The organism is Pseudomonas sp. MCal1 (genome assembly GCF_026341415.1).
GTDB lineage: Bacteria > Pseudomonadota > Gammaproteobacteria > Pseudomonadales > Pseudomonadaceae > Aquipseudomonas.
In genome coordinates, this window is record NZ_JAKUMP010000005.1 from 17,238 (window position 1) to 32,862 (window position 15,625).

Here is a 15,625-nt window from a genome sequence, read left to right on the forward strand (position 1 = left end):
GATGCGCGCCAACTCGTCTGATTCACAAGACACCGTCACAGCGAACCCACCGATCAAGCCTGAGCGTCTGCGCCTGCTGGATCGGATCAGCAAATACCGGCAACCGATCGGTCTGGCGGTCACTTTGCTGCTGTTCGCCATCGCGCTGATTGCCTGTCGCCATCTGCTCAGCGAACTCGATCTCGACGCACTGCACGACTCGATTCTCGAGGTGCCGAAACCGGCCCTTCTCGGCGCCCTCGGTGCGACAGTCATCGGCTTCATCATTCTGCTCGGCTACGAATGGTCGGCCAGTCGATATGCGCGCGTGACGCTGACACCGAAAACCCTGGCTCTGGGCGGCTTCACCGCGTTTGCCATCGGCAATGCCATCGGCCTGTCGATGCTGTCCGGTGGCTCGGTGCGTTACCGTCTATATGCAAGGCATGGCCTGGGCGCTTCCGAAGTCGCGCACATGACCTTGTTCGCCAGCCTGTCGCTGGGCTGCGCCCTGCCGCCACTGGCCGCCCTAGCGACCCTGAGCAACCTGCCGGCCGCCTCACAGGCACTGGGACTGTCCGAGACCTTGTTGGGTACGATTGCCGGCGTGGTGTTGCTGCTCGGTGCGATTCTGGCCATCGGCATCTATCGCCGTCGCCTGCCGGAGCAACCTTATCCGGACAACCTGCTGGTCCGGGCCGGTCGTCGCACCCTGCGTCTGCCGGGTCGTCGCCTGACGTTCCTGCAACTGGTCATTACCGCCCTCGACGTCGCCGCCGCTGCAACCGTGCTTTATCTGCTGCTGCCGCAAGCGCCGCCCTTCGGTGCATTCCTGTTGGTCTATCTGCTGGCACTGGCGGCCGGTGTACTCAGCCACGTTCCGGGTGGTGTGGGTGTTTTTGAAGCGATTCTGCTCGCTGCGTTCGCCGACAAACTCGGCGCCGCGCCGCTGGCTGCCGCCCTGCTGCTGTATCGCCTGATCTATGTAGTGCTGCCGTTGCTGGTGGCCTGCGTGCTGTTGCTGCTCAACGAAGGCCAGCGCCTGTTTCAGTCGCAGACCATGCGTGCAGCGTCCGGTCTGGCGGCACCGATCCTCGCGGTGCTGGTGTTCCTGTCCGGCGTGGTGCTGCTGTTTTCCGGCGCGACGCCAGAGATCGACACTCGTCTGGAGCACATCGGTTTTCTGATTCCTCACCGTCTGGTCGACGCCTCGCACTTTGGCGCCAGCCTGATCGGCGTGCTGTGCCTGATGCTCGCTCAAGGCCTGCGTCGCCGGTTGTCGGCGGCATGGATGCTGACCACCATTCTGTTGCTGGTGGGCGCCCTGCTCTCGCTGCTCAAGGGTTTCGACTGGGAAGAGGCAACCCTGATGACCCTCACCGCCGCGCTGCTGGGGGTGTTCCGTCGTTCGTTCTATCGCCCGAGCCGTCTGACCGAACTGCCGTTCTCGCCGCTGTATCTGGTGGCCAGCCTGTGCGTACTCGGTGCTTCGACCTGGCTTTTGCTGTTCGCTTATCAGGACGTTCCGTACAGCCATCAACTGTGGTGGCAGTTCACCCTCGACGCCGACGCCCCGCGCGGTCTGCGCTCGCTGCTCGGTGCCGCCGTGTTGTTGCTGGTGATCGCCCTGACCTGGCTGCTGCGCACCGCTCGCCCGGTGATCCACTTGCCGACACCCGATGAGCTGGAACGCGCCTCGAAAATCCTGATGGCCTCTTCGCAACCGGACGGCGGCCTGGCCCTGACCGGCGACAAGGCGCTGCTGTTTCACCCCAATGATGAAGCCTTCCTGATGTATGCCCGTCGCGGCCGCAGTCTGGTGGCCCTGTACGACCCGATCGGCCCCGGCCAGCAACGGGCCGAGATGATCTGGCAGTTCCGCGACCTGTGCGACATCCATCACGCCCGCCCGGTGTTCTATCAGGTGCGCGCCGAGAACCTGCCGTACTACATGGACATCGGCCTGACCGCGATCAAGCTGGGCGAAGAAGCCCGGGTCGATCTGCATCGCTTTGACCTGGAAGCCAAGGGCAAGGAGATGAAGGACCTGCGCTACACCTGGAATCGTGGCACCCGCGATGGTCTGTCGCTGGAAATCCATGAGCCGGGCCATGCACCGATGGATGAGCTCAAGGTGATTTCCGATGCCTGGCTCACCGGCAAGAACGTGCGCGAGAAAGGCTTCTCCCTCGGCCGTTTCAGCGACGATTACCTGAGGCATTTCCGCATCGCGGTGATTCGCTTCGAAGGCCGCCCGGTGGCGTTCGCCAACCTGCTCGAGACCTACAGCCATGATCTGGCCAGTCTCGACCTGATGCGCGCGCACCCGGACGCCCCCAAGCTGACCATGGAATTCATGATGGTCGGTCTGATTCAACACTATAAGAGTCACGGATACGCGCGCTTCAGCCTGGGCATGGTGCCGCTGTCGGGGTTGCAACCCCGGCGCGGGGCACCGCTGACCCAGCGTCTGGGCTCGATGGTTTTCCGCCGTGGTGAGCAGCTGTACAACTTCCAAGGCTTGCGCCGCTTCAAAGACAAGTTCCAGCCTGACTGGGAACCCCGTTATATGGCCGTGCCCGCCGGACTCGATCCGCTGGTGGCGCTGGCCGACACTGCTGCCCTGATCGCGGGCGGCTTGACTGGATTGGTGAAACGCTGATGATTCAACGCTCCCTGAAGTACATCCTGGTCGCACTGCTGGTGCTGGCCGCGATTGCCGGTGGCGGTTTCTGGTACCTCAAACGCCCGGCACCGGAACCGACCCTCGAACAGCTCACCCCGGCCGATGGCGCCGCCATGACCCGGGTCATCCCCGGCACCAAGCCCAAGGCTCAGGTGCTGGTGGCGGTCAACGACGACCAGAAACTCAGCGACAAGCAACTGAGCACCCTGAGCCGCAGCGCCTCGGCGCAGATCGTTCAGGTGATCCTGCCCAAGGACTGCCTGCTGCAGAGCCGCGCCCTGCAAGCCGGCCTGCGCGAACTGAACGGCCCGGCGACGCTGGTCAGTGGCATCGGCCCCGGCGCCGTGCTGGCGTGGCGCTGGTTGTCCGAACAGAAAGACGACAAGGCCCAGGCCGTCTCCGTCGACCTGGCCCTGGAAAAACCCGGCTGCACCCATCTGCTGCCAAAATCCTCCGCCCACGGTCACTGGCTGGTGGCGTGGAACGACAACCCGGACGACACCAGCGCCGGTTTCGTGCGCGATCAACCGAACGCCGAAACCAGCATCAGCGACTACGACATCAACCTGCCGCAAGTGCTGAACAACGAACTGCGCAAGATCCTCGTCGGCGGCGACAAGGCCAACGGCGGCCTGCAGATCCCGGTGGTGGAAGTCCCGGCCGGCCAGGCCAAGGACACCGTGACCCTGTTCCTGTCCGGCGACGGCGGCTGGCGTGACCTGGACCGCGACGTGGCCGGTGAAATGGCCAAGATCGGCTACCCGGTCGTCGGCATCGACACCCTGCGCTATTACTGGCAGCACAAGAGCCCGGAACAGAGCGCGCTGGACCTGACCGAACTGATGCAGCACTACCGCCAGAAATGGGGCACCAAACGCTTCATCCTGACCGGTTACTCGTTCGGCGCCGACGTCCTGCCGGCCATCTACAACCGCCTGCCGGAAACCGAGCAGCAACGCGTCGACGCAATCATCCTGCTGGCCTTCGCCCGCACCGGCAGTTTCGAAATCGAAGTCGAAGGCTGGCTCGGCAATGCCGGCAAAGAAGCCGCCACCGGCCCGGAAATGGCCAAGCTGCCACCGGCCAAGGTCGTGTGCATCTACGGTGAAGAAGAAACCGACGAAAGCGGCTGCACCGACAAGACCGCAGTGGGCGAAGCGGTGAAGCTGCCTGGCGGCCACCACTTCGACGAGAACTACCCGGCGCTGGCCAAGCGTCTGGTGGACTTGATCGAGAAGCGCCAGAACACGGCGCAGGTGGCGGAAGAGTGATCTGAAGCGCCCCCCAAAAAAGCCCCCGCAACTTCGCAGTTGCGGGGGCTTTTTCACTCAATGCTTGACTCTTCATGAAATTGAAAACGCCAGGCGTCCACATTCCATAAAACGTGGACACCTGCTTCATTGGCCTTTTCGAGTCGTCAACTCCACATTCATCTGCCGCATCAAAGACGCGCAAAACCTCCATCAACATTGAATTTCGTTTACGTCTGGTGTCGCAATATCAGATGACGTCCGCATACCTTGTAGGCAAACTCCTAATCTCCTGCTTGAGCACTTTGCCGCCCTATTGCGCTGTTTTCCGACGGGATACTCTCCAGAGGTCGCTGACCCTTTCAGCGATCGGGTGTGGTAACCCGGATAAACCAGCGCAACAGCACCCTCATCACAATCACAGACACTTTCAAGCCTGTGATTTCGAGTTATGGCAGCTGTGCGTGGGACGCCTTCGGGCGTGCCGGTTTCCTTGGTTCCCGGTTTACCACCCTGCGTACAGCTGCCTCCCTTTCGTGTGGTAACGGAAGTCGCAGCTCCTCGAACCAAGGAGTAACACCATGACCGAAACGAAATCGCCGTCCCCCGCAGATCTCACAACAATCGGCTTCACCTCTTTCCTCTACAGCTCGGATCAGGCGTTACTCAACGTTCGCTCCGGCGTCCCGATCGTCGAAGCACTGTCCCAGGCTTCAGACCTATTGTTCCTCGCCAAATCCTTCGCCGAGGATGCCGCCTACGACAAGGAGAGCGACCGTCACGCCTGGGCCGCGCACTACCTGACGATAATCGGCAAAGCCTTGGTCGACGACGTGATGAAGGCCCTGATGCTGCGACCCGCGAGAACGAAAACCGAGTCTGAAGCAGAGTTGCCCAAAAGCATGTAACGGCATAAAAACGAAAAAGCCCCGCCAGCCAAAAGGCTGACGGTGGCCTTTTGTTCAGAGGCGCCTTTCAGCAGCGCCATACACCTCTTCGTCACGTCGAGCCCCCACCGCAACGATCAACACCTGGATGGCCCGGCCATCAACTCTATAAACGATTCGCGTGTCGCCCGTTCGAATTCGTCTGCACCCCGCAAGACTGGCTCTCAGAGGCTTGCCACTTTTATCCGGCTCGCCGTGGATGATCCGTTCTTCGATCACATCCAGTATCCGGTTGGCAGCTGCTGATCCCAATTGATCAAGATCCCCTTGGACTTCCGGATGATAAATCACTCCCCAAACCATCCAGCGCTCCCTTAATCCTTCCGGGCGTACCTTGCCCGCATATCCTCATGGCTGACAGCCTTGGTCTGATCAAAATTGCTCAGACGTTCGCGGGCTGCCGCTTCAATGCGAAGGTCCTCAAGTTCATCCAGCATTTCCTGATAGGCCTGCACGTTGATGATGACCGCTGCCGGTTGATTGTCCTTGAAGATGACCAGACGCTCAGTGGCACGACTGGAAATCTCCTTGAGCTTCGCGCTGAAGCTCCTGACCATGGCAGTCACGGAAATTGCTTGGTCAGCACGCTCTAATAATGCCGTCATAATCACCTCTCACTCACATGCTGATGCGTACGTTAATGCACAAAGTATTGTGCTGAATTAAACACAGTGCAACTTGCTGTTTCCACTATCCGACCAAGCACTCCAACCGGACACGCACAAAAAAGCCCCCGACAGCCACAAGGCTGACGGGGGCTTTCAGTTCAGACGGAGCCTACATCTCCACCTGCGTCCCCAACTCAATCACCCGGTTCAGCGGCAGATTGAAGAACCGCAGGTTCCCGTTGGCGTTCTTCAACATGAACGCAAACAGCGCTTCACGCCAACGTGCCATGCCTTCGAGTTTCGAGGCGATGACCGTTTCGCGGCTGAGGAAGTAGGTGGTGCGCATCGGGCTGAAGTCGAGGTCGTCCAGATGGCACAGCTTCAGTGCCTGCGGCACGTCCGGCTCATCAGTGAAGCCGAAGTGCAGGATCACCCGGAAGAAGCCTTCGCCATGGGCCTCGACTTCGAAGCGTCGGGATGGTGGTACGCGCGGAATGTCTTCGTAGACCACGGTCAACAGCACAACCTGCTCGTGCAAGACCTGGTTGTGCAGCAGGTTGTGCAACAGCGCGTGTGGCACTGCGTCGGAGCGCGCAGTCAGGAACACGGCAGTGCCCTGCACACGATGTGGCGGCTGCACGCGGATACTGCTGATGAAGATCGGCAGCGGCAGAGCGCCTTCGTCAAGGCGCTCGACCAGCAACTGCTTACCGCGTTTCCAGGTGGTCATCAGTACGAACAGCGCGATACCGGCGATCACTGGGAAGGCACCGCCCTGCACAATCTTCGGCACGTTGGCGGCGAAGTACAGACCGTCCACCAGCAGGAAGCCGATCAGCACCGGCACGGCCAGCACCGGCGGCCATTTCCACAACAGCAACATGACCGCCGACACCAGAATCGTAGTCATCAGCATGGTGCCGGTTACCGCAACACCATAGGCCGAGGCCAGTGCGCCGGAGGATTCGAAGCCCAGCACCAACAGGACAACGCCGACCATCAGCGCCCAGTTCACTGCGCCAATATAAATCTGGCCCTGCTCGTCGCTGGACGTGTGCTGGATGTACATACGCGGAATGTAACCAAGCTGAATCGCCTGACGGGTCAGGGAGAACGCGCCGGAAATCACCGCCTGGGACGCAATGACGGTGGCCAGGGTCGACAGACCGACCAGCGGAATCAGCGCCCAGCCCGGGGCCAGCAGGTAGAACGGGTTGCGCGCCGCTTCCGGGTTGTCCAGCAGCAAGGCGCCCTGTCCGAAGTAGTTAAGCACCAGCGCCGGCAGCACCAGCAGGAACCAAGCCCGGGCGATAGGCTTGCGACCGAAGTGGCCCATATCGGCGTACAGCGCTTCGGCACCGGTCAGCGCCAGCACCACGGCGCCGAGAATCGCCACGCCCATGCCGGTATGCACCATGAAAAAGCGCACGGCCCAGATCGGGTTCAGGGCCTTCAGCACTTCCGGGGAATGGCTGATGCCGTACACGCCCAGAGCGCCGAGAACGAGGAACCAGGTGACCATGATCGGCCCGAAAAGAATGCCGATCCGTGCTGTGCCATGGCTCTGGATCAGAAACAGCCCGACCAGCACCACCAATGACAACGGCACGACCCAATGGTCGATCCCCTCAAATGCCAGGCCCAGACCCTCGATGGCCGACAGCACAGAGATCGCCGGGGTGATCATGCTGTCGCCATAGAACAGCGCTGCGCCGATCAAGCCGCAGACCACCAGCAGCGAACGCAATTTTCTGCGCTCCCCCGCTGCCCGCCGTGCCAGTGCGGTGAGCGCCATGATGCCGCCCTCGCCCTGGTTGTCGGCACGCAGCACGAACATCATGTATTTGATCGACACGACCCAGATCAGCGACCAGAAGATCAACGACAGAATGCCCAGCACTCCGTCGTGGTTCACCGGTACGCCGTAACCGCCGGAAAACACTTCTTTGAGGGTGTACAACGGGCTCGTGCCGATGTCGCCGTAAACTACCCCGACTGCCGCGACCAGCATACTCAGCGGCTTGGTGGCCGAACCTTCGGCGCCTGCCGCATGACTACTTGCCTGACCCATCCAACACTCCTACTTCTCAGAACCGGCTTCTTGAATGAAGCACTATGCTTTGTGGTGCAGCATGCGCTGTTTTACCTGCTGTTACAGACGTTTTGTTGACTGTAAAAAATTGGTAAAGCTCAACGGCGCGAAGCATAGCGCAGCACTCGTCGTATTTCCCTGCATAAAGCTGGTCAAGTGCGTTGCTCATCGCTAGAATTGCGCACTTTTTGATCAGAGGCGCACTTCAAGCGCCCGTCCGTCGGCTTCCGCCATCAGGCAAGCGACGTCACAAAACACCGAGGTTAGACATGTCCACCACTCCTGCGCCGGCCAATCCAAAGGTTGGCTTCGTTTCTCTGGGTTGCCCGAAAGATACGCTATCTATCCTTTGAAGGCTCAGCGCCTCACTCGGTTCGCAAGCATCTACAAGGGTTGACAAGGTGATTGGCCATGCTCAATATATGTGCACAGCCGTCGAACGGTTGACCAAAGTGTCGGTTAAGTCCGATGCAAGATACTGCGAATGCAGACCACAGCCACCTTTAAGGTGGCTGTTCTATTTCTGGGGGTTGTGAATGCATATCTGCTATATCGACGAGTCTGGCGATTCCCAACCTGTTCAAAGCGACGTTGACGATAAGCAGCCTATGCTGATCGTTGCAGGGCTGTTTGTGGATGCGCAACGCATCAGCAGAATCACCGATGAGTTCATCAGCCTCAAACGCCAGTTCTATCCTAAGCTCTTCAAAAATGAGCGGCACGCCCTAAACGTCCTACTCAAGGAAATTAAAGGGTCGGACTTGAGAAGCGACGTAAGAAAACACCCTGCTACTCACTCACGTATCGAGCATCACTTCAAATTTATCGATGGTGTATTGAGCATATGCAAAGCTCACGGAATCAAGCTTGTAGCGCGAGTATGGGTCAAGAAATACGGGCAGGCTCTTGATGACACGTCTGTCTACACCATCACTGCTCAGAACATTGCGAAGCGATTCCAGCATTTTCTGATTGATCAAGAATCCCGGGGCATGATAATCGCGGATTTTCGCGACCCTGCGCGCAATCGGTATGTGGCTCACTCAATCTTTACTCAAAAGCACAAACTGGGGAAAGGCGGAGATGCCTATCCCTCGATTGAGGAAGCCGCTGTTTTCGGTATCAGCGACAACCACGCCTGCCTGCAGATAGCCGACTTGATCTGTTCAACGATCCTCTACCCTATCGCTGGTCGCATCGTTTGTGACGGTTCTTTCAACAACGTTCACACTCATCCGAATTATGATTCGATAGTTCAGCGATATTCCAAACGCATCAAGGCTATGCAGTATCACTGCGCAGAGAACGGTCAAAAGCGCTGGGGAATTACAGTGGACGATCCACATGGTGGCCGCACTTCGATTTTCCCCCAACCGCAACCTCTGGCACCAGCACAAGTGGCCGTCCCACTACAGGCCAGCTCCAATGATGGGGTCGTGTAGGTCAGGCGATTCAGACATATTTCTATAGGTAGATCAAAGCAAGCTGAAACTACTCGCAGGCAACCGACCAAAGCTGGTCAAGCCGCGTTGTATAGCTCTGGCTCATCATCTCTCGCCGCATACTCCAGTCAGGGTTGACGGGCACGCTGGCTGATCGCAGTGTCCCCCTACCCCACCGCTCGTTGATTTGGTCCATTACTATCATCAACTTCGTGGCATCTCCAGGCTGCGAGATCGCAAACAGGTCGTCGGTGTACTCCCCTGGCTGACAGAGATTCATCAAAAGCACCTCTGCCTTACTGTACTTGAACCCCGGCCGATAGACCCTATCAAGGGAGTCCACTGCAGCCTTGGTCAACAATCGGACATCGTCGGTAGGGTACGGCATGTCAATCAGAATACCATTGGCGTACTTCGCCTCCTCAGGGTTGAACATGCCGGTGCGGATGCTGACGCGGATCTTCTTGCAAAGCGACTTCTGCGCCCTCAGCTTTTCCGAGGCGCGCATCATGTAGGTGGCCACCGCCTCCTTGATCGATGCCAGCTCCGTGAGCCGCTTACCAAACATCCGGCTACAGCAAATCTCCTGCTTGGGCGGATCCGGCTCGTCCAGCTCCAAGCACGGCGTGCCGCCAAGCTCGCGGGCAGTCTTCTCGATCACCACGCTGAACTTCCTACGTAGCGTCCATGGGTCGGCCTTCGCCAAATCCATCGCAGTCTTGATACCCATGGCGTCCAGATGAAGTGTCATCTTGCGACCGACGCCCCACACTTCAGACACGTCGGTATTACGCAGTACCCAGTCGCGCTTGAACGGGTCGCAGATATCAACCACGCCGCCCGTTTGCACCTGCAGCCGCTTGGCAGTGTGATTTGCCAACTTCGCAAGGGTTTTGGTGTGAGCGATTCCCACCCCGACCGGAATGCCGGTGCAACGCAGCACTTTGCTGCGGATCTGCCGACCCAGCGAGTCCAGACCTTCAATTCCTGTGAGATCGGCAAAAGCCTCGTCGATGCTGTACACCTCAACGGCCGGCACCATTGCCTCGATCAGGGTCATGACGCGTTCGCTCATGTCGCCGTACAGCGCGTAGTTCGAGGAGAAAGGGACGATACCGTGCTGCTTGAGCTTGTGCTTGATCTGGAAGTACGGCTCGCCCATTCTCACGTAAGGCTTGGCATCGTAGCTTCGGGCGATGACGCAGCCGTCGTTGTTGGACAGCACCACAATGGGTACCTTGGCCAGGTCAGGACGGAACACGCGTTCGCAACTGGCGTAGAAACTGTTGCAATCGATCAGGCCAAATACCGGCGCCACCTTAGACATGGCTGCGCACGCTGCCGATGATTACGCCCCAGATGGCTAGTTCATCACCTTCCAGCACATAGCGAGGCGGATACTTGGGGTTCTCAGACAGAAGGATCACGTCCTTTCCCCGAATGCATAGTCGTTTGCAGAGCGGATCGTTGTTCAGCAGCGCAACGACGATGTGACCGTGGGCCGGCTCCAGCGAACGATCTACTACCGCTAGGTCTCCGTCAAAGATGCCCGCGCCCTGCATGCTTTCCCCGGTGATTTTCACAAGATAGACATGCGGGGCACGGATGTTGAGCACCTCATCTAAGGAGATGTGTGCCTCAATGTGATCCGCCGCCGGCGAAGGAAACCCAGCGGGCACCTGGAACAAACAAAGAGGCAGCTTTAGGCCGACCTCGGCAATTGGGCCTAAAATCGAATAGCTCATGACGCACGACTTCCAACACTGTACGAACATACAGTTAACTTTCAGAAGCGCTCGCGGTCAATTTCTGTAGGAATTATCTGATAGGCGGGCGACATATGTGCGGACGACTTTCACAATACGACGGCATCCACGACTTTGTAGCGGCGCTGAGCATGCCCAACGCGCTGGTCAATCACACCGGCGACCAACCTTTCGAGCGGTACAACGCGGCTCCTACCACCCAGCTGGCGATTTTCCATCAGGAGGGTCAGTACCTGCATGCCGACATGGTCCGCTGGGGATGGCGTCCACACTGGGCGAAGGACCGCGCCGCGCCGATCAACGCCCGGGTAGAGAAAGTCGCCCATGGCCCCTTCTTCCGTGCGATCTGGCCGCACCGGGCGATAATTGCAATCAACAACTGGTTTGAATGGGTCGACGAAGGCGGCCCCAAGAAGCAGCCCTACTTGATTCGCCGGCGAGACCGAGCGCCGATCCTGTGCGCCGCGATTGGGCAGTACCCCAGCACCGAACACCCACCAGGGGAGCACGACGGCTTTGTGATCATCACGGCAGACAGCGCTGGTGGCATGGTGGACATTCACGACCGTCGGCCTGTGACGCTATCGCCGGAATTGGCTCGCGAATGGCTGGACCCGGCTACGCCAAAAGACCGCGCCGAGCAGATAGCGCTGCTGCAGGGTGAGCACACCGAGGCGTTCGAGTGGTTCAAGGTGGACCCAGCAATCGGCAATGTACGAAATCACGGGCCTGAATTGATCAACCGAATAGATTAATTTAGTCAGCTTTAATTTGGCGTCTACTGCTTTACAGTGTTCAACAGTCAGGCACTCCCAATGGAACTCACCGAGTAGCGGGTCCACCAAATCAACAGGGTCTCTCAATGAAATTTAGCACGCTGCACCTCAGCTACCTTGACGAGCTATCATCTTTAATATTGAAAAGCACAGACCCTATATTCATTCGTGAAAAACTCAACCTCATACTTGATCATTATCAAGTCATTAATTACGAATTCCATTATAGCCATGCATTTTGGCGTGCGAGAAAATGCAATGATGAAAATGGATTCGGCAATATATCAGAGCTTGGCCCCCCTCCTAAGGAGCTGACGCGAGAAGGAAGACTCAACGAAGTCAATGACCCCATTCTGTATACATCAATCAATCAGTATTCAACTCTAGACGAGATCAAAGCAGAAGAAGGTGACCATATACACATTGTCGCCTATGAACAACTAGCAGACCGCCCCATCCGCTGCGGGACTATTGGCGAAATAACCCACATGAACAGATGGGGCAGCGGCTTAACGTCTGAAACTGTAGGAAACCTACTAAACAAATTCATGAGCAACATGCCTCATGAATTCGGCAAAAGCTTTGTATTCACAGATTCCTTTCTCTCCTCATTATTAAAAGACAAAAATGCAAAAAACACGAACTATATTCACTCAAGAATTCTTGCTAATTTAATTTTTAGTCGAAACCCCGAATTAGATGCAATTGCCTATAGCGGCGTAGCTCTGGAATCTTCTCGAAACTATGCAATAAAACCTAGCTCCGCTGAACACTCTTTACAGATGCAAGCGAGCTTTGTGTTGAAAATTACAAAAAAGTACAAATTCGGAATGTATGATTTTCAAATTATTAAAAACGCAAAAGGCGAAGAGTATGATGGAAGGTTTATATGGTGAGCTTTTAAGCGTCATCCAGCGTAGCGAGCGAGATTTACGAATCTCGCGCTACGCATAGGTTAGAACAATCCACCAAGCGCCGCCGGCTCCCAGTTCATGATCACCAATTCACCGGTGACCTCAGCTTTGCCCTGTCGTTGATTGGCGGTGGTATAGCGGATATCCAGCGTCTCGAAGTGGAAGCCGTCGAACACGCGACGGATATCGGGATGATCGTTGATGCTGACCATAACTTTGCCTTTGCAGCGGCGCATGAAGTCGGCCATCCGTTCGTAATTCTCGAACGGAAAGTCCACGCCATAACCGGCGGTCTGCCAGTAAGGCGGATCCATGTAGTGGAAGGTGTGGACACGGTCGTAGCGTTCTGCGCATTCAAGCCAGGGGAGGTTTTCGACGTAGGTGCCTGACAGGCGTTGCCACGCGGCCGAGAGGTTTTCCTCGATGCGCAGCAGGTTGATGGCCGGTGCGGTAGTTGCCGTGCCGAATGTCTGACCGGAGACCTTGCCGGCGAAGGCATGGTGCTGCAGGTAGAAGAAACGGGCGGCGCGCTGGATGTCGGTGAGGGTCTCGGGGCGGGTCATTTTCTGCCATTCGAACACCTGCCGCGAGCTGAGCGCCCATTTGAATTGGCGCACAAACTCTTCGAGGTGGTTCTGCACGACGCGGTAAAGCGTGACCAGGTCGCCGTTGATGTCGTTGAGAACTTCGACGGGCGATGGCTGGGGCTTCATGAAGTAGAGCGCGGCCCCGCCGGCAAAGACTTCGACGTAGCATTCGTGTGGCGGAAAAAGCGGGATGAGGCGGTCGGCCAGGCGACGTTTGCCGCCCATCCAAGGGATGATGGGTGTAGACATAAATAGCAAGACCTTTACTGTATGGATAAACAGGTGCTAGGCTCGCCGCGCTTTGTGCACGGAGCAAGAGCCTTGGCTGGACTTGCAGGGACCATCTGCAGGGACGGCGGCTGATCCGGATGTTGACGCATCCGGCTCAGCCGCTCTTTTTCACTTCGGTGTTGAGACTTCTTTGGCGTATGCCTGACAGGCCGCGAGGGCAATCAGCCCCCGGTCGCCGTCATCGGTGACGCCGATAATTCGTTGAGCATGCGCTGGGTCAAGTTCGGCTCTTGTGGGGCCATGAACCACGCCGCCGGTGGCGGTGGCGGCTGACACCGATCCGTTACCGGCGCCGGTGGTGGCGTCGAGTAGGACTGACAAGCGCAGATCAGCAGTGGCAAGGCGGTCGCGCAGGCGACCTTGATCACGTTGGACATCGCTCAAGGCTCGGTAATGGGTTTGTTCACTGGTTGCCAAGCGCTGCTCGAGCGCGAGGCGTTTATCCTGTTCGGCACGCTGCTGCGCGGCCGAGGCCAGGGCCAGTTGATTGAGGGTTTCGGTGTGGAGTCTGGCCTGCTCGGCGAGCTGTTTGCCGTAGCGCCAATCCTGTAATTGCCAGGCGATGGCGGCGGAAGCACCGGCTAAAACGGCCAGCAGCACACCTTTGGCCACCAGTCGATACGGCGTTGGGATCAGTTCGCCGAGACGCATAGCACCGCCCTCGCCCGCCCCCACAACTCCAGCCGATCCTGCAGGCCGTTGAGGCCTCCGTTGATCCTGCGGGTGATCGTGTTGAACTCGTTTTGATCTGCCAGTGCGTTCAGCCCAGTCACGGACCAGAACCACGCGGCCGATTCAGCGGCCCACTGCGGCAGCTCCAGCAGTTCAGGGGTACGGAGCAATCGCTCGTCGCCGAACAGCGCGAGGCTGCAGCGCAGGTAGTTGTCGTGGCCGGTGACCTGGATCAGTCCGCGACCGCGATAACGCTGGCCATCGCCGTCCGCTGCCGGGGTGTTGCCCAGTTTCGTGGCCAGGGCACCGGTGTCGTATTTGCTCAGGTATTGGTCGCCGCCCAGCTCCCGGACGTACTGCAGCTGACCGGACTCGTGTCCGATTTGAGCCAGGAAAGCGGCTTGGCGTTTCGGAGTGTTGATCTGCCGGCGGGCCATGGCTGCGTTGAGCGCAGATACAAAAACGCCCGCTTGGCGGCGGGCGTTGGGCATGATGGATTGCAGTTGCTGTTCGGTCAGTGACATTGATGTCTCCTTGATTTGCGAGGATGCGGCGCTATTGCTTGAGCTGAACGACCTTCAGATCCTTCGTCGCTTTTTTCTTCTTGCCCTTGGCTTTGGCTTTACCCTTCTTGCCGCCGTTGCACTCGACCGTCGTGCTCCAGCCGGCCTGGGTGAATACCTGCTCCACCGAGTCGACCAGGTACTCGCCATCGAGGCCGACCTTGAATCCCTGGGCATTGATCGAGCGTTCGGCGAATAGGTCGATGCGCCCTGCCATTTCCAGCCGGACACCGGCGGTGGAACGGTTGAACGCAGTGAGACGTGCTTTGGCGGCGGCTTCGGCTGCAGACTTGTTCGGATAGATGTGGCGGTCGCTGTGCACCGGCGGCAACCCGTCCGGCGACTCGTCGTTGTCCAAGGTGACTACCGCGAGCTTTCCAGTTTTCTTGTCCTGGTGCTTGGTCGAGACAGCCTTGTGCGTGTTGCGATCCCCGAGACGAAACTGAAAGCGACTGACGTCGCGCCGTTGGATCAGCACCACACCGAAGGATTTGCCCGAGGCGCTCTGCCCGCCCTGACGTGACATCACCAGAAGCTTGCCGTCGGCGACCTTGGCCGTGCAGTCGTACTGCTTGGCCAGACGGGTGATGAAATTGAAGTCCGATTCATTGAGCTGATCGGCACGCGGCACCTTGGTTAGCACCGGGCACACCGATTGCCAGCCATTGCGTGCAGCGACGTCGGCCACAATTCGTGACAACGGTACGTTTTCCCAACTACCGCTGCGGATCGTTTTGCCACTGCCGCGCATGTCGCTGGCCTTGCCGGTGATCACCAGCGTATCCGGCGGGCCGGATAACTCGATCTCGTCGACGACATAGCGGCCGATGCGTGTCAGCGACGTTTCAGCGTAACCCAAAAAGATCTCGATGCTGGCCCCGCGAGGGGGCAGCACTACCGCGCCATCGCGGTCATCAATGCGCAGCTCGAACTCATCGGATTCCATGCCGGGCTTGTCGGTGGTTTTCAGCTGCAGAAGCCGGTCATTGATTAGCGCGGTGATATCGGCACCATCGGCCACCACGCGAAAGGCTGGAGTCATTTGTGCTGTC

15 protein-coding genes are annotated in these 15,625 nt (G+C 58.3%); 6 read left to right on the forward strand and 9 right to left on the reverse strand.

What is annotated here, in order from left to right; all coding sequences use genetic code 11:
- Position 1: 1 nt before the first annotated feature.
- The 3 genes from mprF (at position 2) to MKZ87_RS09940 (ending at position 4,823) form a co-directional block, all read left to right on the forward strand.
- Complete coding sequence (mprF, locus tag MKZ87_RS09930) at positions 2–2,641, forward strand: bifunctional lysylphosphatidylglycerol flippase/synthetase MprF (protein ID WP_085702629.1); 2,640 nt, start codon at positions 2–4, stop codon at positions 2,639–2,641.
- Complete coding sequence (locus MKZ87_RS09935; protein ID WP_085697398.1) at positions 2,641–3,936, forward strand: virulence factor family protein; 1,296 nt, start codon at positions 2,641–2,643, stop codon at positions 3,934–3,936. The genes mprF and MKZ87_RS09935 overlap by 1 nt, the downstream gene beginning before the upstream one ends.
- 560 nt (positions 3,937–4,496) lie before the next feature.
- Positions 4,497–4,823, forward strand: a complete 327-nt coding sequence (locus tag MKZ87_RS09940) for a DUF3077 domain-containing protein (protein WP_085702628.1) — start codon at positions 4,497–4,499, stop codon at positions 4,821–4,823.
- 54 nt (positions 4,824–4,877) lie between these two features.
- Here the strand turns inward: MKZ87_RS09940 and MKZ87_RS09945 are convergent, their stop codons facing one another.
- From MKZ87_RS09945 to MKZ87_RS09955, 3 genes are all read right to left on the reverse strand, one after another.
- Positions 4,878–5,165 carry a type II toxin-antitoxin system RelE family toxin gene (locus tag MKZ87_RS09945; RefSeq protein ID WP_007954964.1) on the reverse strand — a complete coding sequence of 96 codons (288 nt, stop codon included), beginning with the start codon at positions 5,163–5,165 and terminating at the stop codon, positions 4,878–4,880.
- A gap of 11 nt (positions 5,166–5,176) precedes the next feature.
- Positions 5,177–5,467: a Phd-YefM gene (locus MKZ87_RS09950; RefSeq protein ID WP_085697396.1), complete on the reverse strand. Its 291-nt coding sequence runs from the start codon at positions 5,465–5,467 to the stop codon at positions 5,177–5,179.
- Between the two features lie 172 nt (positions 5,468–5,639).
- On the reverse strand, positions 5,640–7,481 hold the full coding sequence (locus MKZ87_RS09955) for a potassium transporter Kup (protein WP_371918965.1): 1,842 nt from the start codon (positions 7,479–7,481) through the stop codon (positions 5,640–5,642).
- A 617-nt stretch (positions 7,482–8,098) separates the two neighbouring features.
- On the opposite strand from MKZ87_RS09955, the gene MKZ87_RS09960 reads away from it, so the two are divergent.
- Positions 8,099–9,004, forward strand: coding sequence for a DUF3800 domain-containing protein (locus MKZ87_RS09960; protein ID WP_266200758.1), 906 nt, complete (start codon positions 8,099–8,101; stop codon positions 9,002–9,004).
- Between the two features lie 49 nt (positions 9,005–9,053).
- On the opposite strand, the gene umuC is transcribed toward MKZ87_RS09960, so the two are convergent.
- A complete protein-coding gene (gene umuC / locus MKZ87_RS09965) occupies positions 9,054–10,331 on the reverse strand; it encodes a translesion error-prone DNA polymerase V subunit UmuC (protein WP_266200760.1) in 1,278 nt (425 codons plus the stop codon).
- Positions 10,324–10,749, reverse strand: a complete 426-nt coding sequence (locus MKZ87_RS09970; protein ID WP_085683350.1) for a LexA family protein — start codon at positions 10,747–10,749, stop codon at positions 10,324–10,326. The genes umuC and MKZ87_RS09970 overlap by 8 nt, the downstream gene beginning before the upstream one ends.
- Before the next feature lie 95 nt (positions 10,750–10,844).
- On the opposite strand from MKZ87_RS09970, the gene MKZ87_RS09975 reads away from it, so the two are divergent.
- Both MKZ87_RS09975 and MKZ87_RS09980 read left to right on the forward strand, forming a co-directional pair.
- Entirely contained in the window at positions 10,845–11,525 is a 681-nt protein-coding gene (locus MKZ87_RS09975) for an SOS response-associated peptidase (protein ID WP_085683133.1), read from the forward strand.
- 107 nt (positions 11,526–11,632) lie between these two features.
- Entirely contained in the window at positions 11,633–12,442 is an 810-nt protein-coding gene (locus MKZ87_RS09980) for a hypothetical protein (RefSeq protein WP_143492411.1), read from the forward strand.
- A gap of 59 nt (positions 12,443–12,501) precedes the next feature.
- Here MKZ87_RS09980 and MKZ87_RS09985 read toward each other — a convergent pair whose 3' ends face one another.
- The 4 genes from MKZ87_RS09985 to MKZ87_RS10000 form a co-directional block, all read right to left on the reverse strand.
- Positions 12,502–13,296, reverse strand: a complete 795-nt coding sequence (locus MKZ87_RS09985) for a DNA adenine methylase (protein ID WP_085683134.1) — start codon at positions 13,294–13,296, stop codon at positions 12,502–12,504.
- Positions 13,297–13,446: 150 nt separating this feature from the next.
- Positions 13,447–13,989, reverse strand: a complete 543-nt coding sequence (locus MKZ87_RS09990; RefSeq protein WP_266200762.1) for a lysis protein — start codon at positions 13,987–13,989, stop codon at positions 13,447–13,449.
- Complete coding sequence (locus MKZ87_RS09995; protein WP_266200764.1) at positions 13,971–14,534, reverse strand: glycoside hydrolase family 19 protein; 564 nt, start codon at positions 14,532–14,534, stop codon at positions 13,971–13,973. The genes MKZ87_RS09990 and MKZ87_RS09995 overlap by 19 nt, the downstream gene beginning before the upstream one ends.
- Before the next feature lie 31 nt (positions 14,535–14,565).
- Positions 14,566–15,615: a phage late control D family protein gene (locus MKZ87_RS10000; RefSeq protein ID WP_266200765.1), complete on the reverse strand. Its 1,050-nt coding sequence runs from the start codon at positions 15,613–15,615 to the stop codon at positions 14,566–14,568.
- Between the last annotated feature and the right edge of the window lie 10 nt (positions 15,616–15,625).